The sequence below is a fragment of the Rhodanobacter sp. G1 genome (assembly GCF_055397855.1).
In genome coordinates, this window is sequence record NZ_AP039674.1 from 2,371,481 (window position 1) to 2,388,381 (window position 16,901).

15 protein-coding genes are annotated in these 16,901 nt (G+C 68.3%); 7 read left to right on the plus strand and 8 right to left on the minus strand.

All coding sequences use genetic code 11. From position 1 onward, the window contains the following. Window positions 1–393: 393 nt before the first annotated feature. The 3 genes from ACZ5Z2_RS10725 (at window position 394) to ACZ5Z2_RS10735 (ending at window position 1,925) form a co-directional block, all read left to right on the plus strand. The gene (locus tag ACZ5Z2_RS10725) at window positions 394–1,059 is read left to right on the plus strand and encodes a TerC family protein (RefSeq protein WP_464758560.1); all 666 of its coding nucleotides are present in this window, start codon (window positions 394–396) and stop codon (window positions 1,057–1,059) included. 75 nt (window positions 1,060–1,134) lie between these two features. Beyond that, the gene (locus ACZ5Z2_RS10730; protein WP_464758561.1) at window positions 1,135–1,683 is read left to right on the plus strand and encodes a hypothetical protein; all 549 of its coding nucleotides are present in this window, start codon (window positions 1,135–1,137) and stop codon (window positions 1,681–1,683) included. Further along, window positions 1,683–1,925 carry a helix-turn-helix domain-containing protein gene (locus ACZ5Z2_RS10735; RefSeq protein ID WP_464758562.1) on the plus strand — a complete coding sequence of 81 codons (243 nt, stop codon included), beginning with the start codon at window positions 1,683–1,685 and terminating at the stop codon, window positions 1,923–1,925. Before ACZ5Z2_RS10730 ends, ACZ5Z2_RS10735 begins: the two co-directional genes overlap by 1 nt. Before the next feature lie 94 nt (window positions 1,926–2,019). Here the strand turns inward: ACZ5Z2_RS10735 and prpC are convergent, their stop codons facing one another. Together prpC and prpB are read right to left on the minus strand one after the other, a co-directional pair. Further along, complete coding sequence (gene prpC, locus ACZ5Z2_RS10740; RefSeq protein ID WP_464758564.1) at window positions 2,020–3,165, minus strand: bifunctional 2-methylcitrate synthase/citrate synthase; 1,146 nt, start codon at window positions 3,163–3,165, stop codon at window positions 2,020–2,022. 64 nt (window positions 3,166–3,229) lie between these two features. Beyond that, on the minus strand, window positions 3,230–4,117 hold the full coding sequence (gene prpB, locus ACZ5Z2_RS10745) for a methylisocitrate lyase (protein ID WP_464758565.1): 888 nt from the start codon (window positions 4,115–4,117) through the stop codon (window positions 3,230–3,232). A 190-nt stretch (window positions 4,118–4,307) separates the two neighbouring features. On the opposite strand from prpB, the gene ahpC reads away from it, so the two are divergent. Both ahpC and ahpF read left to right on the plus strand, forming a co-directional pair. Then, window positions 4,308–4,871, plus strand: coding sequence for an alkyl hydroperoxide reductase subunit C (ahpC, locus tag ACZ5Z2_RS10750; protein ID WP_464758566.1), 564 nt, complete (start codon window positions 4,308–4,310; stop codon window positions 4,869–4,871). 186 nt (window positions 4,872–5,057) lie between these two features. Next, window positions 5,058–6,644: an alkyl hydroperoxide reductase subunit F gene (gene ahpF, locus ACZ5Z2_RS10755; RefSeq protein ID WP_464758567.1), complete on the plus strand. Its 1,587-nt coding sequence runs from the start codon at window positions 5,058–5,060 to the stop codon at window positions 6,642–6,644. Window positions 6,645–6,720: 76 nt separating this feature from the next. Here ahpF and ACZ5Z2_RS10760 read toward each other — a convergent pair whose 3' ends face one another. Together ACZ5Z2_RS10760 and ACZ5Z2_RS10765 are read right to left on the minus strand one after the other, a co-directional pair. Continuing rightward, window positions 6,721–7,704, minus strand: a complete 984-nt coding sequence (locus ACZ5Z2_RS10760) for a malate dehydrogenase (RefSeq protein WP_464758568.1) — start codon at window positions 7,702–7,704, stop codon at window positions 6,721–6,723. Window positions 7,705–7,752: 48 nt separating this feature from the next. Then, a complete protein-coding gene (locus tag ACZ5Z2_RS10765) occupies window positions 7,753–8,952 on the minus strand; it encodes a pyridoxal phosphate-dependent aminotransferase (RefSeq protein ID WP_464758569.1) in 1,200 nt (399 codons plus the stop codon). Between the two features lie 208 nt (window positions 8,953–9,160). On the opposite strand from ACZ5Z2_RS10765, the gene ACZ5Z2_RS10770 reads away from it, so the two are divergent. Continuing rightward, window positions 9,161–9,415 (plus strand): GlsB/YeaQ/YmgE family stress response membrane protein, encoded by a 255-nt coding sequence (locus ACZ5Z2_RS10770; RefSeq protein WP_464758570.1) that lies wholly within the window; start codon window positions 9,161–9,163, stop codon window positions 9,413–9,415. 275 nt (window positions 9,416–9,690) lie between these two features. On the opposite strand, the gene ACZ5Z2_RS10775 is transcribed toward ACZ5Z2_RS10770, so the two are convergent. The 3 genes from ACZ5Z2_RS10775 to ACZ5Z2_RS10785 form a co-directional block, all read right to left on the minus strand. After that, complete coding sequence (locus ACZ5Z2_RS10775) at window positions 9,691–10,128, minus strand: YidB family protein (RefSeq protein ID WP_464758571.1); 438 nt, start codon at window positions 10,126–10,128, stop codon at window positions 9,691–9,693. Window positions 10,129–10,229: 101 nt separating this feature from the next. Further along, a complete protein-coding gene (locus ACZ5Z2_RS10780) occupies window positions 10,230–10,739 on the minus strand; it encodes a peptidylprolyl isomerase (protein ID WP_464758572.1) in 510 nt (169 codons plus the stop codon). Between the two features lie 73 nt (window positions 10,740–10,812). After that, entirely contained in the window at window positions 10,813–12,636 is a 1,824-nt protein-coding gene (locus ACZ5Z2_RS10785; protein WP_464758573.1) for a 3-hydroxybutyrate oligomer hydrolase family protein, read from the minus strand. 85 nt (window positions 12,637–12,721) lie between these two features. Between ACZ5Z2_RS10785 and ACZ5Z2_RS10790 the strand changes: the two genes are divergently transcribed. Continuing rightward, the gene (locus tag ACZ5Z2_RS10790; RefSeq protein WP_464761695.1) at window positions 12,722–13,381 is read left to right on the plus strand and encodes a response regulator; all 660 of its coding nucleotides are present in this window, start codon (window positions 12,722–12,724) and stop codon (window positions 13,379–13,381) included. A 17-nt stretch (window positions 13,382–13,398) separates the two neighbouring features. Here ACZ5Z2_RS10790 and ACZ5Z2_RS10795 read toward each other — a convergent pair whose 3' ends face one another. Beyond that, window positions 13,399–16,722, minus strand: coding sequence for a hybrid sensor histidine kinase/response regulator (locus ACZ5Z2_RS10795; RefSeq protein WP_464758574.1), 3,324 nt, complete (start codon window positions 16,720–16,722; stop codon window positions 13,399–13,401). Between the last annotated feature and the right edge of the window lie 179 nt (window positions 16,723–16,901).

The following is a 16,901-nucleotide window of genomic DNA, read 5'->3' on the forward strand; positions in this document are numbered from 1 at the left end:
CGCTTCCTTAAGAGCCTGTCCGTTATCCCCACGCAGCTCATGCTGCCCTCGCATGATCGTCAGGCGACGGTGCGTGGCACAGCGCCCGCCTGCCGCCGCGTGCTGCCGCATGGCGGCCACGGCAAGGCAACGCGGGCCATGCTGAGCATCGAACAGGCTCCACGGCCTCGGCTTGACTGGCGCGCATGGCAGCATCGACCATAGCCGGGTACTGATCCCAAAAGGGAGTAGTTCCGGACGCCAGCCCATCGCGCGTCCTTGCAGTGGTCGTCATCACGGGCGGAGCACCGCCCCGGTCATTGCAGCGGCTCCGCCGCGAACGAGACTTTTGCGGTAACGGCGGATCGCGCGTGTCCGTCGTTGCTGCATTGTCTTACGCGCAGAGACCGACGCATGGCACCCACCGAATTCCTCTCCGGCTTGATGGCCATCGTCCTGCTCGACCTGGTGCTGGCAGGCGACAACGCCATCGTGATCGCGCTGGCCGCGCGCAACCTGCCCAAGGCGCTGCAGAAGCGTGCGGTGCTGTGGGGCACGGTCGGCGCCGTGGCGGTGCGCATCGCGCTCAGCGCCGTGGTGATCTGGTTGCTGCGGCTGCCGGGGCTGATGCTGGCCGGCGGCGCACTGCTGCTGCCGATCGCCTGGAAGCTGCTGAAGCAGGACGATTCGTCGCACGAGGTCTCCGCCGCCGACAGCTTCTGGTCGGCGCTGCGCACCATCGTCGTCGCCGACGCGCTGATGGGCGTGGACAACGTGCTGGCGATTGCCGGGGCGTCGCACGGCAACCTGCCGCTGCTCGCGCTCGGCCTGTTGATCAGCGTGCCCCTGGTGGTGTGGGGCTCGACCCTGATCCTCAAGTTGATCGAACGCTTCCCCGTGATCGTCTACCTGGGCGCGGCCGCCATCGCGTGGACGGCCGGCCGCATGATCGCGCATGACCATCTGCTGCACGGCTGGTTCGCCGCCCACCCGCGGACAAGCCATCTGCTTGAGATCGCGCTGGTTGCGCTCGTCTGCGGCGGTGGCTGGCTGGCGCGGCGGCGGCAAGCGAGCCATTGAGCCCACGCTTGACACTCTGCCCATCATCAATTATTTATTGTTTAACGATAATTAATTGATGATACGGAGCTAATCGTGCAACTCGTCTTTCGCACCCGACGGCAATCCACGTCGAGATTGCAGCGCCGCTCACGCGACCTGATGTCCCTAGCCAGCTTGGCAGCCTTCGTCGCCGGATCGGGCTGGCTGGTCATCGCAACCGGGCTGATCCTCGAACATGCAAGGGTCGCCGAGTCCGGTACGACGCGCCTGCTTGCTTTGTTTCACTGGCTGCCGCCGGCACATGCCGATTACCGCATGCTGGCATTGGCCTGGCTGGTGGGCAGTGCTGCCACGCTGGCACCGCTGCTCGCCTTGCGTCGACTGGGCAAATCGCTATGGCTGGGCCCCGTACCGAGCCCGGACGTGGCGCAACGCTTCCGCACGCTGGCTCACACCCTGCTGTTCAATCTGCTTGGTGGCTCGGCATCCGCCATGCTGGCATCCATGCAGACCGGTCAGTACCGGGTCAACTTCGGCATGGGTACCTGGGGCCTGCTGGTCGCCATCCTTTTGGCCTACATCGTGGCCGAGCTGGTACGCGAGGGCGCTGCTGCAACGGCCGAGAATCGCGAGTTCGTCTGATGCCCATCGTCGTCAACCTCGACGTGATGCTCGCCAAGCGCAAGATGCGATCCAAGGAGCTGGCTGTGCGCATCGGCATCACCGAAGCCAATCTTTCCCAGCTCAAGCAAGGGCACGTGAAAGGCGTGCGCTTCCAGACACTGGAGGCGATCTGCTCGGCGCTGGATTGCCAACCCGGCGACCTGCTGGAATATCGCCCCGACGCAGATTCCGGCGGGAATGCCATCCAGGATGCGGAGTAGATCGAAGAAGTAGATCGAAAGCGCCAAACCAACCATGTATCCACAAGAAAGGGAGCCGCGGCTCCCTTTCTTGTCCCATGCGATGCGCCTCGCTTCAGCGCTTGTCGATGGCCACGTAGGCCAGGTCTTCCGGGCCCGTGTAGTTGGCGCTGGGGCGGATGATCTTGCCGTCCTCGCGCTGTTCGATCACGTGCGCGCTCCAGCCGGAGGTGCGCGCGATCACGAACAGCGGCGTGAACATCGCGGTGGGCACGCCCATCATGTGGTAGGCGCTGGCCGAGTACCAGTCGAGGTTGGGGAACATCTTCTTGATCTCGCCCATCACCTTCTCGATGCGTTCGGAAACGTCGAACAGGGTCGGGTTGCCGCCCTCGGCGCATAGCTTGCGCGAGATTTCCTTGATGATGACGTTGCGCGGGTCGGACACCGTGTACACCGGGTGGCCGAAGCCGATCACGATCTCCTTGCGCTCGACGCGGGCGCGGATGTCGGCCTCGGCGTCGCCGGCGTTGCGGTAGCGCGCGATGATCTCCATCGCCACCTCGTTCGCGCCGCCGTGCTTCGGACCGCGCAGCGCGCCGATCGCGCCAGTGAGGGCCGAATACATGTCCGAGCCGGTGCCGGCGATCACACGCGCGGTAAAGGTCGAGGCATTGAATTCGTGCTCGGCGTAGAGCACCAGCGACTTGTCCAGCGCGTTGGCGTGCAGTTCGCTGGGCGCCTTGCCGTGCAGCACATGCAGGAAGTGCGCGGCGATGGAGTCGTCGTCCGTCTGCGTCTCAACGCGCTTGCCGTTGTGGCTGAAGTGGTACCAGTACAACAGCATCGAGCCGAAGCTGGCCATCAGGCGGTCGGCGATCTCGCGCGCGCCGGTGACGTTGTGGTCGTCCTTCTCCGGCAGCACGGTGCCCAGCACCGAGCAGCCGGTGCGCATCACGTCCATCGGGTGGGTGGCGGCGGGCAGCAGCTCCAGCGCGGCCTTCACCGGCGCCGGCAGGCCGCGCAGGCGCTTGAGCTTGGCCTTGTAGTTCTGCAGTTCCGTCCAGTTCGGCAGCACGCCGTGCACCAGCAGGTAGGCCACTTCCTCGAAGCAGCCCTTGGTGGCCAGGTCGTGGATGTCGTAGCCGCGGTAGTGCAGGTCGTTGCCGCTGCGGCCCACCGTGCACAGCGCGGTGTTGCCGGCGGCCACGCCGGACAGCGCCACGGATTTCTTGGCCTTGGGAAGGACTTGCTCGCTCATCGGATGCTTCTCCTCGAGTACAAACGGAACCGGCCGGTGCAGGACGCCGGCCGGTGAAACGGAATCAGGCTTTCTTGTCGGCGAACAGCGCGTCGAGCTTGTCCTCGTAGGCGTGGTAGCCGAGGAAGTCGTACAGCTCCTCGCGCGTCTGCAAGGTGTCGATGATGTTCTTCTGGGTGCCCTCGCGACGCACCGTCTCGTAGAAGTTCAGCGCCGCCTTGTTCATGGCGCGATAGGCGCCGCAGCAGTACAGCGCGATGTCCACGTTGGCGCTCTTCAGCTCGTCGGTGGTGAAGAACGGCGTGGAACCGAACTCGGTGAGGTTGGCGAGGATCGGCACCTTCACCGCCGCCTTGAACTTGCGGTAGTCGTCCAGCGTCTTCATCGCCTCGGGGAAGATCATGTCGGCGCCGGCCTCGACGTAGGCGCAGGCGCGGTCGATGGCGGCATCGATGCCTTCCACCGCGGCGGCGTCGGTGCGCGCCATCAGCACGAAATCCGCATTGGTCTTCGCGTCCACCGCCGCCTTCACGCGGTCGACCATCTCGTCCTTCGGCACCACTTCCTTGCCGGGGCGATGGCCGCAGCGCTTCTGCCCCACCTGATCCTCGATGTGCACCGCAGCCACGCCGATGCGCTCGAAGTTGCGGATGGTGCGCGCGATGTTGAAGGCGCCGCCCCAGCCGGTGTCGATGTCGACCAGCAGCGGCAGGCCGGTGGCGTCCACGATGCGGCGCGCGTCGGTGAGCACGTCTTCCATGGTGGAGATGCCGAGATCGGGCATGCCCAGCGAATTGGCGGCCACGCCGCCGCCGGAGAGATAGAGCGCCTTGTAGCCCACCCGCTTGGCCATCAGGCCGGCATAGGCGGTGATCGCGCCGATCACCTGCAGCGGGGCTTCGGCGGCAAGCGCGGCACGGAAGCGGGCGCCGGCGGTGGCTGATTGGGTCATATGGCCTCCGTCAAAACGCATATTTTAGCCCACGCGCGCCCTGCAGCTCTTGCTGCAGCACAGCGATCCGCCGTCCGTTCGATAGCCACGAACAATGATCTCCATGTCAACAATCAATTGGACGAATCAGATGAGCCGCCTAGAATTGGCTGCATCGATTCACCCAACCACCCGCAACGGAGACCACGAAATGTCTTTGATCAATACCGAAGTGAAGCCGTTCAAGGCGCAGGCGCTCAAGGCCGGCAAGTTCATCGAAGTGACCGAGGCCGACCTCAAGAACAAGTGGTCCGTGGTGTTCTTCTACCCCGCCGACTTCACCTTCGTCTGCCCGACCGAGCTGGAAGACCTGGCCGACAATTACGCCGAGTTCCAGAAGCTGGGCGTGGAGATCTACAGCGTCTCCACCGACACGCACTTCTCGCACAAGGCGTGGCACGACACTTCCGACGCGGTGAAGAAGATCGGCTACACCATGGTGGGCGACCCCACCCACGCGATCTCGCGCAACTTTGAAGTGCTGATCGAGGACGCCGGCCTGGCTGACCGCGGCACCTTCGTGATCGACCCGCAGGGCAAGATCCAGATCGTCGAAGTGACCGCCGGCGGCATCGGCCGCGACGCCAAGGAACTGCTGCGCAAGGTGAAGGCCGCGCAGTACGTCGCCAGCCACCCGGGCGAAGTGTGCCCGGCCAAGTGGAAGGAAGGCGAGAAGACCCTCGCCCCCTCGCTGGATCTGGTCGGCAAGATCTGATCGCCTGACGCAACACGCGACACCGGAGCCGGGCGCACGCCGCCCGGCTCCCCTCCTCCCTGCAAGACGTTTGTGCCAGCGGCCTGCGCCGTGCCCGGCTTCGCCCCTCCCCCGCAAGTCGCCCCTCCCTCGGCGCCGGCCGCTGCCACAAGCGTCTCCCCCTGATTCCCTCCCGGAGTGCTCGCCATGCTCGACGAAGCCATCAAGGCCCAGCTGAAGGGCTACCTGGAAAAACTCACGCAGCCGATCGAACTCGTCGCCGCGCTGGACGACAGCGCCAAGGCGCACGAGCTGGACGAGCTGCTGCATGAAATCGCCGCGCTCAGCGACCGGATTTCCCTGCGCCGCGACGACAGCGAAGCGCGCAAACCCTCGTTCGCGATCAACCGCGTGGGCACCGACATCGGCGTGCGCTTCGCCGGCATTCCGCTCGGCCACGAATTCACCTCGCTGGTGCTGGCGCTGCTGCAGGTGGGCGGCCATCCGTCCAAGGCCGCCGCGGAAACCATCGCTCAGGTGCAGAACCTCGAAGGCGAATTCCGCTTCGAAACCTACTTCTCGCTGTCCTGCCAGAACTGCCCGGACGTGGTGCAGGCGCTCAACCTGATGAGCGTGCTGAACCCGAACGTCCACCACGTCGCCATCGACGGCGCGCTCTACCAGGACGAGGTGGATCGCCGCCAGATCATGTCGGTGCCCACCGTGTACCTCAACGGCGAAGTCTTCGACCAGGGCCGCATGAGCCTGGAACAGATCGTCGCCAAGCTCGACACCGGCGCCGCCGCGCGCGCCGCCGAGGAAATCAAGACCAAGCCCGCCTTCGACGTGCTGGTGGTCGGTGGCGGCCCGGCCGGCGCCGCGGCGGCTATCTACGCCGCGCGCAAGGGCATCCGCACCGGCGTGGCGGCCGAGCGCTTCGGCGGCCAGGTGCTGGACACCATGGCGATCGAGAACTTCATCTCGGTCGACTACACCGAAGGCCCCAAACTTGGCGCCGCGCTGGAACAGCACGTCCGCAACTACGACGTGGACATCATGAACCTGCAGCGCGCCACCAGGCTGGTGCCGGCCAGCGAGTCCGCCAGCGGCCTGATCGAGGTCGAGCTGGAAAACGGCGCCGCGCTGAAATCGAAGTCGGTGGTGCTCTCCACCGGCGCGCGCTGGCGCCAGATGGGCGTGCCCGGCGAGAACGAGTACCGCAACAAGGGCGTGGCCTACTGCCCACACTGCGACGGCCCGCTGTTCAAGGGCAAGCGCGTGGCGGTGATCGGCGGCGGCAACTCGGGCGTCGAGGCGGCCATCGACCTGGCCGGCATCGTGGCTCACGTCACCCTGATCGAGTTCGACGGCAAGCTGCGCGCCGACGAGGTGCTGCAGCGCAAGCTGCGCAGCCTGCCCAACGTGGACGTGATCGTCAGCGCGCAGAGCACCGAGGTGCTGGGCGACGGCCAGAAGGTCAGCGGCCTGGTCTACAAGGATCGCAACGACGGCGGCATGCACAGCCTCTCGCTGGAAGGCATCTTCGTGCAGATCGGCCTGCTGCCGAACACCGAGTGGCTGAAGGGCACGCTGGAACTGTCCCCGCGCGGCGAGATCGTGATCGACGCGCGTGGCCAGACCTCGCTGCCCGGCGTGTTCGCCGCCGGCGACGCCACCACGGTGCCGTACAAGCAGATCGTGATCGCGATGGGCGCCGGCTCCACCGCTGCGCTGGGTGCGTTCGACCACCTGATCCGCAGCTCGGCGCCGGCGATCGAGGCCGCCGCGGCCTGATGCATCCGCATCGCCGGAACGAAGAAGGGCGGCCAATGGCCGCCCTTCTTCGTTTCGCACATGGGCCCCGAAGCGATCACTTCGCGAACAGGTGCTCCACGCCCGCGCGCTCCTCGCGCAGTTCCTTCTCGGTGGCGTCGATGCGCGCCTGCGAGAACGCGTTGATCTCCAGGCCCTGCACGATGGCGTACTTGCCGTCCTTCACCGTCACCGGGTAGCCGAAGATCACGCCCGGCGCGATGCCGTAGGAGCCGTCGGACGGGATGCCCATCGACACCCAGTCGCCTTCCGCGGTGCCCAGCGCCCAGGTGCGCATGTGGTCGATCGCGGCGGAAGCGGCGGAAGCGGCCGACGAGGCGCCGCGCGCCTTGATGATGGCCGCGCCGCGCTGCTGCACGGTGGGGATGAAATCGCTCTCGTACCAGGACTGGTCGACCAGCGACAGCGCCGGCTTGCCGTCCACGGTGGCGTGGTGCAGGTCGGGGTACTGGGTGGAGCTGTGGTTGCCCCAGATGGTGACCTTGCGGATGTCGGTGGTGTGCTTGCCGGTTCGCTCGGCGAGCTGCGACAGCGCTCGGTTGTGGTCGAGGCGCACCATCGCGGTGAAGCACTTCGGATCGAGGCTGGGCGCGTTCTGCTGGGCGATCAGCGCATTGGTGTTGGCCGGGTTGCCGACCACCAGCACCTTCACGTCGCGCTTGGCGTGGTCGTTCAGCGCCTTGCCCTGCGGGGCGAAGATCGCGCCGTTGGCTTCCAGCAGATCCTTGCGCTCCATGCCGGGGCCGCGCGGACGGGCGCCGACCAGCAGCGCGTAGTCCACGTCCTTGAAGGCCACGTTGACGTCGTCGGTGGCGACCACGCCGGCCAGGGTCGGGAACGCGCAGTCGTTGAGCTCCATCACCACGCCCTGCAGCGAAGGCAGCGCCGGGGTGATTTCCAGCAGGTGCAGGATCACCGGCTGGTCGGGGCCCAGCATGTCGCCTGCGGCGATGCGGAACAGCAGGGCGTAGCCGATCTGGCCAGCGGCGCCGGTAACGGCAACTCGAACGGGGGCTTTCATCGTTGGATCTCCGGGATGGGTGCTACGGATACGAAAACGCGGTACGTCTCAGGCGAGTTCGGCGAAGAACTCCTGGATGCGCTGCAGGCCGGGCTGCAATTGTTCCGGCGGGCAGGTGTAGGAAATGCGCAGGGCGCGCGGTTCGCCGAAGGCCGAGCCGGGCACGCAGGCCACGCCCTTGGCCTCCAGCAGCGCGGCGCAGAACTCCACGTCGCTGGTGATCTTCACGCCCTTGTGGCTCTTGCCGAAGGCGACAGAGATGTCGGGGAACGCGTAGAACGCGCCCTGCGGCCGCGGGCAGCTGACGCCCGGGATCGCGTTGAGCGCGGCCATCACGGTGTCGCGCCGCTTGGCGAATTCCGCGCACTTGGCCTGCGGGATGTCCTGCGGGCCGGCGAACGCGGCCACCGCGGCGGCGGTGATCACTTCCGGCACGCTGGTGATGTGGTTGGAGTTGAGCGTGGTGACCGCCTTGGCCACGCTCTCGGGGCCGGCGATCAGGCCCACGCGCCAGCCCGGCATGCCGTAGGTCTTGGACACCGAGTCGACGAAGACCAGGCGATCCTTCAACTCCGGCTTCGCATGCACGAAGTTGTGGTAGCCGATGCCGTCGAACACCATCGAGTTGTAGATGTCGTCGGTGATGATCCAGGTGTCCGGATGCTTCGCCAGCACTTCGGCCAGCGCGGCGATTTCCTCGCGCGTGTAGACCATGCCGGTCGGGTTGGACGGATTGTTGAACAGGAACACCTTGGGCTTGCGCGCCAGCGCGGCGTCGAGCTGCGATGGCGTGAGCTTGTAGTCCTGCTCCGGGCCACAATGCAGCACGTTGGCCTTCGCGCCCACGATGTCGGCGATGTCGCGGTAGGTAGTCCAGTACGGCGCGGCGAAGGCGATCTCGTCGCCCTCGTCCAGCATCGCCTCGGCCAGGTTGTACAGCACCTGCTTGGCGCCGATGCCCACCGACAGGTTGGCGTGGCCGTAGCCGCTGAAGCCCATCGCCTCGATATGTTTCAGGAAGGCGTCGAGCAGCGCATCCGCGCCGCGGTTGCTGCCGTACTGGCCGCTGTCGTGGCTGAGCGCCTCGCGCGCCGCCGCGTACACGTGCTCGCCAGGCAGGAAATTCGGCACGCCGATGGAGAAGCTGATGATGTCGCGGCCCTCGGCCTTGAGCTGCTTCGCCTTGCTGGCGATGACCATGATCGCGCTGGGTTTGGCGCGGCCGACGCGCTGGGCGAGCTGGGGCATGGCTTCCTCTGGATCGTGGGGAGGGGATCGTCGGATTCTGGTTCGGCTAGCCGGCGGATTTTAGCATGCGGCGACGCGTCAATTCCTTGCGCAGGAATTCGCCCTATCGCCCTGCCCCCGTGCTGCTGGCATGATGCGGACGCCGTCAGGCGTAGCGATGGCAGGTCTTTCCACCCGAAGATTTCAGGCAGCCCGAGGAGTAATGCGCATGTTCCATATCATCTGGTCCATCATCGTCGGCTTCTTCGTCGGCCTCATCGCACGCTGGATCGTGCCGGGCGCCGACCATCACGGCTTCTGGATCACCGCGATCATCGGCATCGTCGGCTCCGTCATCGGCGGCTTCGTCGCCAGGCTGTTCAGCAAGCCCGCGCCGGACTCGAAGTTCCACACCGCCGGCTTCCTGATGTCCATCGTCGGCGCGGTCATCCTGCTGTTCGTGCTGAAGTTCGCCGGCTACTGAGCCAGCGGCCGGGCACAACGAAAAGCGCGGCAGGTTGCCCTGCCGCGCTTTTTTTGTTTCCTGTCTTCCCTTTGAGGAAGGCCTGATTTTGATCGTCATCCCAGCGAAAGCCGGGATCCGGCGCCTGCAAGTCGCTGGATACGAAGACGCTGGATTCCAGCTTTCGCTGGAATGACGAGCAGCGAGCCGATTGATCAAACCTTCCTAAACTGAAGAGTGCGGCCAGGGTGGATGGCCGCCCATTTGATCTTCGCGATCAGAGACGATTGCAGAAATCAGGCACCGCGCGATGCGAGCAGCTTCTCGGCCAGGCCGCCCAGCATCGAGAGATCGAAGCCGCCGCCACCAGTGGCCGGCGCCTGGCCGTCGGGCGTGAGGTGATCCACCGCGTGCGGCAGCACCTGCGAAAGCTGGCCGAGCAATTCGCCCGGATCCACGCCCAGCTTGCCCGCCGCCTCCTGCACCACGGAACCCAGGCCGCCGTTCTGCAGCGCCTGGCCCAGTTGCCCGGGCGATACCGGCTGGTTCGCGCCGCTGCCGATCCACGACTGCACCGCGTCGCCAAGGCCGTGCTGCTGCAGCATGCTGGCCAGCCCTTGCACGCCGCCGGCCTGCTGGATCAATTGGCCGGCCACATTGACCAGCGACGATGCGCCGCCGGCACCACCCTGGCCACCACCAAGCAAGCCGCTCAAACTGTCGAGTAGGGACATCGCTGATCTCCTTTCATGAGGTTCGACGAAGAACCGGGGCAAGGCTCCATGTCGCCATGGAGCGGGAACGCAGGCATCCCGGGGCTGCCCGCGTGCAACGATCAACCGCGCGCGTCCAGCGTCTCGTTCCACTCCTGCACGCGGTCGGCCTTGGCGGCGAGCAGCGCGCCCGCGTCGCCGTCCACCGTGACCTTCTCGATCACGTCGTTCTGGCGGATCGCATCGACCACCTGCTGGTCGTTCGCGTCCACCACCTCGCCGAACACGCTGTGCTTGCCGTCCAGCCACGGCGTGGCGCCGTGGGTGATGAAGAACTGGCTGCCATTGGTACGCGGGCCGGCGTTGGCCATGGAAAGCACGCCCGGCTTGTCGTGGCGCAGCGAGGGGTGGAACTCGTCCTCGAACTTGTAGCCCGGGCCGCCGCGACCGCTGCCTTCCGGGCAACCGCCCTGGATCATGAAGTCGGCGATCACGCGGTGGAACGACAGGCCATCGTAGTAGCCGCGCTTGGCCAGGTTCACGAAGTTGGCCACGGTCAGCGGCGCCTTGTCGTCGTGCAGGTTCAGGCGGATCGGGCCGCGGTTGGTGTGCAGGGTGACTTGGATGGCCATGCTTGATCCTTGGTGTTGGCTGGGTGCGCCCGGACAGGCGCACGCGGGCTGCCAAGGATAACGCCTGCCGCCGTTATTGCGGCAGATCCAGCGACTCGCGCGTCAGCGTGGCGGCGCCACGCGGACGCGCGGCCGGCGTGGGCACGCTCGCCGGCCACGGCGCACCCGCATGCAGGTGCGCCCAGAGCCGGTCGAGCGCGGCGTAGCCGTAAGGCAGCAGCGGCACGTGGCGGTCGCCGAAGCCGGGCAAGGCGAGGAAGGCATCGAAGTGCTGCGCGGCCGGCACCTTCCAGTACAGCGGATGGCGGCCCTTGGCCTGCAACCATGCGACGTAGGGCTCGGAGGTGAACGCGGTGGGCAGCAGCCCGTCGCTGGCGCCGTGCACCACCCACACCGGCAGATTGCCGCGCGGCAGGCGTGCCGCCAGCGATGCCACCGCGACATGCAGCGCTCTGGCATCGGCGCCATCGCCCGTCCACAAGTCGCGCAGGCAGCGCAGGCCCGGCAGCGTGGGATCGGCCGAACCGTCGGTGCCGCCAGCCAGCGCCACGCCGTTGCCCGGCGGTATGCCGGAGGCGTCCGCCCACCACGAGGCGCGCACCGCGGCATCGGCATTGTCCATCGCCCGATAGCTGTAGCCGCACGGCATGTGGCCCACGCCGCGGCGCAGGTAGGCCGAGGCGTAACCCGCCGCCACCGCGCGCCACACGTCGAACGCCGTGCTGCTGGCGCCAGTGGCGATGGCCTCGTCGCGCCAGCCGCTGTCGTGCAGTTTCTGCAGGGCTTCGGCCGCCTGCTTGTTCGGCGTGTTCGCCTGCAGCACGCCGTCGGCATGCAGGCTGGCGCAACGCGCGAGGAAAGCCGGCGGCACCGCCCCGCTGGCGCGCGCGAATGGCGTGTCGGCGAAGCGCGCGTCGGCCAGCGCGCAGGGCATCAGCAGTGCGGCCTCGGTGACATAGTCGTACAGCGCACGGCCATGGCCCGGCACGTGCACGTTCGGCTCCAGCGCCACCACGCCGGCGAGCAGGCCATCGTCGTCCAATCCCGCCGCCTGCAATACCGCGCCGCCGCCGTTGGACAGGCCGGTGGCGATGATCCGCGTGTTCTGCGGGGTGAACGGCGCCGCGTCGGGATAGGCGCGATCCAGCATCGCCAGCCCGAAGCGCGCCGCCTGCAGCACATGGCGTCCCCAGTCGGCCTCCGGGTTGTCGCCCGAATGCGCATGCTTCACCGCGATGCCGGCATCGGCGGGCGCGTCGGCGGGCGCAAATTCCAGTTGGGCCTGCCCGGCCTTGGCGCGCGTACCGTCCAGCGCCACGCCGGTGCCGTCGGCGGTGTCGAAATAGCCCGCGCCGGTGCCCTTGTCGGTGTAGGCCACCGCGCAGCCCTTCGGCAGGCCCCACGCGCCGGCCAGCGCGATGGCGCCGTAGATGCCGCGCGAGCCGGACGAGGCCGTGACCACCAGGCAGCGCGCCACGCGGTCGAAATGGTCGGGCGCCTGCAGCAGCACGCGATGCGGCGAGTGCGCGCCGGGAATGCGCGCGAACGCCGTGTACTCGCGGCCGGGCACGTCGGGCACCGCGCCGTACACGCTGCCGTAGCCCCCCAACGGGCCGAGATCGGCGATGCCTTTCCAACTGGCCTGGATCGCGCGGCGACGCAACTCGGCGGAAGTGGGATGCAACGGATCGGCATACGCCGACGGCGCGCCGCGCAGGCCGGCGAGGCCGAGGCCGGCGCTGAGCAGGTCGTCGCCGCCGCGGTGCACGGTCTCCCGGATCGGGCTGACCACGAAGGAAGGCGTCATGGCGTTTTCCCTGGACGATGGCGACGCGGCGCAGCCCACCAGCACGAACACGGCGGTGGCAAGGCAGGACAGGCGGACGATGGGCAGCATCCCCGCACGATAGCGCGCCGCCGCGCGCAGGCCATGGGACGAAAGTCCGATGCGTCCGCCGCGGCGTGCCGTTACCCTCGACGGCATGCCACGCCTGCTGATCGCCGACGACCATCCGCTGTTCCGCGCCGCGCTGCACCAGGCCGCGTTGGCGGCGCTGGACGACGGCAGCATCGGCGAGGCCTGCGACCTGCCCGGCACGCTCGATGCGCTGGGCGCGGAGCCGGACACCGACCTGGTGCTGCTCGACCTGCACATGCCCGGCAGCCGCGGCCTGTCCGGTCTGGCCACGCTGCGCGGGCAATTCCCCGCGGTGGCGGTGATGGTGGTGTCCGCGCACGACGAGCCGCGCGTGGTGCGGCGCGTGCTGGATCACGGCGCCGCCGGTTTCATCTCCAAGAGCGCCAGCCCCGGCGAGATCACCACCGCGATCCGCACCGTGCTCGACTGCGGCGAATGGGTGCCGCCGCACTTGGGCGAAAGCGTGGCCGCCCTGCCCTCCGACCCGAACGACAGCGAGCTGGCCGCGCGCCTGTCGCGGCTCACCGCACAGCAGTACCGCGTGCTCGGCCTGCTCGCCGAGGGCCTGCTCAACAAGCAGATCGCCGACCGGCTGGCGATCCAGGAGCGCACGGTGAAGGCACACGTCACCGCGATCTTCGAGAAGCTGGGCGTGCGCAACCGCACGCAGGCCAGCATGCTGCTGCGCACCCTGGATCTGATCGATCCCGCGCGCGTCGACTGAGGCGCATCCGTAGCGTCTCACACCGAGGCCGCCTCGCGCGCCGCCATGTGATGCTGGATCAACTGCCGCAGCGCCAGCGGCTTGAGCGGCTTGTACAACACGCTGACGCCGGCTTCGAGCAGGCGCTGGCGCAGTGCGGCGTCGCGGTCGGCGGTCAGTACCACTGCAGGCAATGCGCCAAAGCGTTCGCGCAGCGCGGCCAATGCATCCAGCCCGGTGAGGCCGCCGTCGAGGTGGTAGTCGAGCACCAGCAGATCCGGCGTCCACGGCGCCTGTTCCGCCTGCGCCGGCGTACGCGCCTCGTGCACCTGCCATTGCCAGCTCGCCAGCAGCACGCTCATCGCTGCGAGGGCTGCCGGTTCGTTGTCCAGCACCAGCGCACGGCCCTGCGGCAACTGCCGCGTCGATGCCACGGCCGGCGGACGCACCGTGCGGCCGGTGGCTGCACGCGGCAATTCCACCGCGAACACGCTGCCCCGGCCGGGCCATGAGCGCAGCGACAGGCGATGGCCGAGCAGGCCGGCCATGCGCTCGGCGATCGCCAGCCCCAGGCCCAGGCCTTGTCCGCTGGCCGCGCTGCCGCGGCGGAACTGTTCGAAGATCAATTGCTGCTCGTCTTCGGCGATGCCCGGGCCGCTGTCCCACACCTCGATGCGCCACTGCCCATCCGCGCGACGGCAGCCCAGCAGCACGCGGCCGTGCTCGGTATAGCGCAGCGCGTTGGCGAGGAAGTTCTGCAATACGCGACGCAGCAGTTGCGGATCCGAATGCGCCCAGCCGCGGGTGCCCACCACGCGAAGGCGGATACCGCGTTCCTCGGCCAGCGCGCGGAACTCGGCGGCCAGCGGGTCGAGTACCTCGGCCAGCGCAAAGTCGCGCGGTTGCACGTTGAAACGGCCGCCCTCCAGCTTGGCGATGTCGAGCAGGCCGGCGAGCAGGCTTTCGGTGGCGGCCAGCGCGCCGTCCAGGTGGCGCGCGGTGGCGGCGGCTTCGTCGCCCGCGAGGCGCACCTGGAGGGCATGCGAGAACAGTTGCGCGGCATGCAGCGGCTGCAGCAGGTCGTGGCTGACCGCGGCGAGGAAGTGCGTCTTCGCCTCGTTCGCCCGTTGCGCGGCGTCGCTGGCCAGTGCCAGCGCCTGCGTGCGCTCGGCCACGCGCTGCTCCAGCGTCTCGTTGATGCGCTTCAGCGCGCGCTCGGCACTGCGGAACGCGGTGACGTCGGTATAGGTGGCCACGTAGCCGCCGCCCGGCATCGGGCTGCCGCGGATCTCCACCGCCACGCCATTCGGGAATTGCCGCTCCGAGTGATGCAGCGAACCGGCCTCCATGTGCGCCAGGCGACGACGCACGTCGGCATCGACCTCGCTGCCGCCAGCCAGGCCGGCGGCGAGGTTGTGGCGCACCAGTTCGGCCACCGGCCTCCCCACTTCGAGCAGGCCTGGCGGATAGGCGAACAATTCCTCGTAGGGACGGTTCCAGGCCACCACGCACAGCTGCGCGTCCACCACGCAGATACCCTGGCTCATGCTGGTCAGGGCCGCGGCCAGCACGCGCTGGTTGAAACGCAGATCCTGCGCGGCCTCGCCCACGATGGCGGCCACCGCGTCCAGATCCTGCCGCCCCTGATGGCGCATCACGTCCAGCAGCAGGCGCGCGGACGCGGCGCCGATCACCGCGGCCAGCTCATGCTCCACCGCGGCGATGCGCAAGGCATCGGCCAGCACGCGATCCGGCGCGTCGCGGAACAGCTCGTGCACGCGCGCCGCGGGCAGGAAGCGCTGCGCCAGCGCGCGCAGTTCCGCCAGCACCACGCCGCCGCCCGGCGCCGGCGCCGCGTGCGCCAGGCGCGAGCGCGCCACCAGCCACATCACCGCCACGTTCGCCGCGAGGCTCAACACCACCGCGCGCGCCAGGCGGCTCCAGTCGTCCAGACCGAGCAGATGGGCGGGCGCCAGCCATTCCACGCCGAACGGGCCATCGAGCACCCAGGCCGGCTGCGGCGCGAACAGCGCCGGCAGCAAGGCATACAGCCACACCAGCGTGCCCATCAGCAGTCCGGCACCCACCGCACGCGCGCCGATCTGCGGCCGGTACACCGCCGCCAGCGCGGCCGGCGCCAGTCCCGCCAGCGCGGAGAACGAGATGGCGCCGATGTCGGCCAGCGCGTCGCTGCGCGCCAGCACGCGGCTGTAGCCCCAGGCCAGCAGCACGATGGCGAGGATCGCCAGCCGCCGCTGCATCAGCACCGCGCCGCGCAGATCGCCGCGCTCGCCGCGCCCCCAGCCCGCGCGCACCAGCAGCGGCGCCACGAAGTGGTTGCTCACCATCAGGCTCAGCGTGAGCGTGGACACCACCACCATGCTGGTCGCCGCGCTCAAGCCGCCGAGGAAGGCGGTGAGCGCCAGACCGTGTTCGCCGCGCGCCAGCGGCAGCACCAGCACGTAGAGATCCGACGGCACGCCCACCGGCCGCAGCCAGCTGTCGCCCAGCCGCGCCAGCGGCAGGATCGGCAGCGCGATCAGCAGCAGGTACAGCGGGAACAGCCAGCGCGCGGTGCGCACGTGACCGTCGTCGCGGCACTCCACCACGCCGGCGTGGAACTGGTGCGGCATGGTGAACATCGCCAGGGCGCCGAGCAGGATCAGCGCGGGGAAGCCTTCGCGATCCACCGGCGGCAGCGTGCCGATCGCCGCGGTCGCCGGCACCTTGGTGAACAGCAGCGAGCCCAGCGCCAGCATCGCGCCGAGCTTGAACAGCGATTCGAACGCCACCGCCAGCACCAGCCCGCGGTTGTGCTCGGTGGCCGCGGCGCGGCGCGTGCCGAACAGCATCGTGAACAGGGCCATCGCCAGTCCGACGTAGAGCGCGCTGTCCTGCCAGGCTGGCGTTCCGGCGTAGTGGCCGCGGTTGAGCACGCCGTAGCTCATCGCCACGGCCTTCAGCTGCAGCGCGATGTACGGAACCATGCCGAGCAGCATCACCGCGGTGACCAGGGCCGCCAGGCCGGAGTGTCGCCCCAGGCGCGCGGCGATCAGGTCGGCCAGGGAGCTGGCGTTGCACTCGCGTGCCAACTGCACCAGGCGCTGTAGCCAGCCTGCTGCGAACACATAGATGAGGATGGCGCCCACGAAGGTGGGGGGGAGCCACCAGCCTGAGCGGCTGGCCTGGGTGACGGTGCCGTAGAACGTCCACGAGGTGCAGTGGATCGCCAGCGACAGGCCGTAGACGATGGCCCAGCGCTTGTTGAACACCTTGGCGTGGCGTTCGCCGTACAGCGCGACGGCGAACAGCAGGCCCAGCCACAGCAGGGCGGCGGCGGCGATCCAGGCGACGCTCAGCATGGCGCGCGCCCATTGCTCCCCTCTCCCGCTTGCGGGAGAAGGGTTGGGGGAGAGGGGCTTTGGCTCGTGTGCTTTCTCTTGCCAGATTCAAAGCGGTTTCGGACGCCTGCCGGCGCCCGAGTTACTTCTCCTTTGCTTGTCCAAAGGAGAAGTAACCAAGAGGAAACGACACCCCGCGG

Bases quoted from the DNA above. Each gene is read 5' to 3' on its own strand.
- ACZ5Z2_RS10725 (WP_464758560.1), top strand. From the start codon at position 394: ATGGCACCCACCGAATTCCTCTCCGGCTTGATGGCCATCGTCCTGCTC.
- ACZ5Z2_RS10735 (WP_464758562.1), top strand. From the start codon at position 1,683: ATGCCCATCGTCGTCAACCTCGACGTGATGCTCGCCAAGCGCAAGATG.
- ACZ5Z2_RS10760 (WP_464758568.1), bottom strand. From the start codon at position 7,704: ATGAAAGCCCCCGTTCGAGTTGCCGTTACCGGCGCCGCTGGCCAGATC.
- ACZ5Z2_RS10770 (WP_464758570.1), top strand. From the start codon at position 9,161: ATGTTCCATATCATCTGGTCCATCATCGTCGGCTTCTTCGTCGGCCTC.
- ACZ5Z2_RS10780 (WP_464758572.1), bottom strand. From the start codon at position 10,739: ATGGCCATCCAAGTCACCCTGCACACCAACCGCGGCCCGATCCGCCTG.
- ACZ5Z2_RS10790 (WP_464761695.1), top strand. From the start codon at position 12,722: ATGCCACGCCTGCTGATCGCCGACGACCATCCGCTGTTCCGCGCCGCG.
- ACZ5Z2_RS10775 (WP_464758571.1), bottom strand. From the start codon at position 10,128: ATGTCCCTACTCGACAGTTTGAGCGGCTTGCTTGGTGGTGGCCAGGGT.
- ahpF (WP_464758567.1), top strand. From the start codon at position 5,058: ATGCTCGACGAAGCCATCAAGGCCCAGCTGAAGGGCTACCTGGAAAAA.
- prpB (WP_464758565.1), bottom strand. From the start codon at position 4,117: ATGACCCAATCAGCCACCGCCGGCGCCCGCTTCCGTGCCGCGCTTGCC.
- ACZ5Z2_RS10765 (WP_464758569.1), bottom strand. From the start codon at position 8,952: ATGCCCCAGCTCGCCCAGCGCGTCGGCCGCGCCAAACCCAGCGCGATC.
- ACZ5Z2_RS10785 (WP_464758573.1), bottom strand. From the start codon at position 12,636: ATGCTGCCCATCGTCCGCCTGTCCTGCCTTGCCACCGCCGTGTTCGTG.
- ahpC (WP_464758566.1), top strand. From the start codon at position 4,308: ATGTCTTTGATCAATACCGAAGTGAAGCCGTTCAAGGCGCAGGCGCTC.
- prpC (WP_464758564.1), bottom strand. From the start codon at position 3,165: ATGAGCGAGCAAGTCCTTCCCAAGGCCAAGAAATCCGTGGCGCTGTCC.
- ACZ5Z2_RS10795 (WP_464758574.1), bottom strand. From the start codon at position 16,722: ATGCTGAGCGTCGCCTGGATCGCCGCCGCCGCCCTGCTGTGGCTGGGC.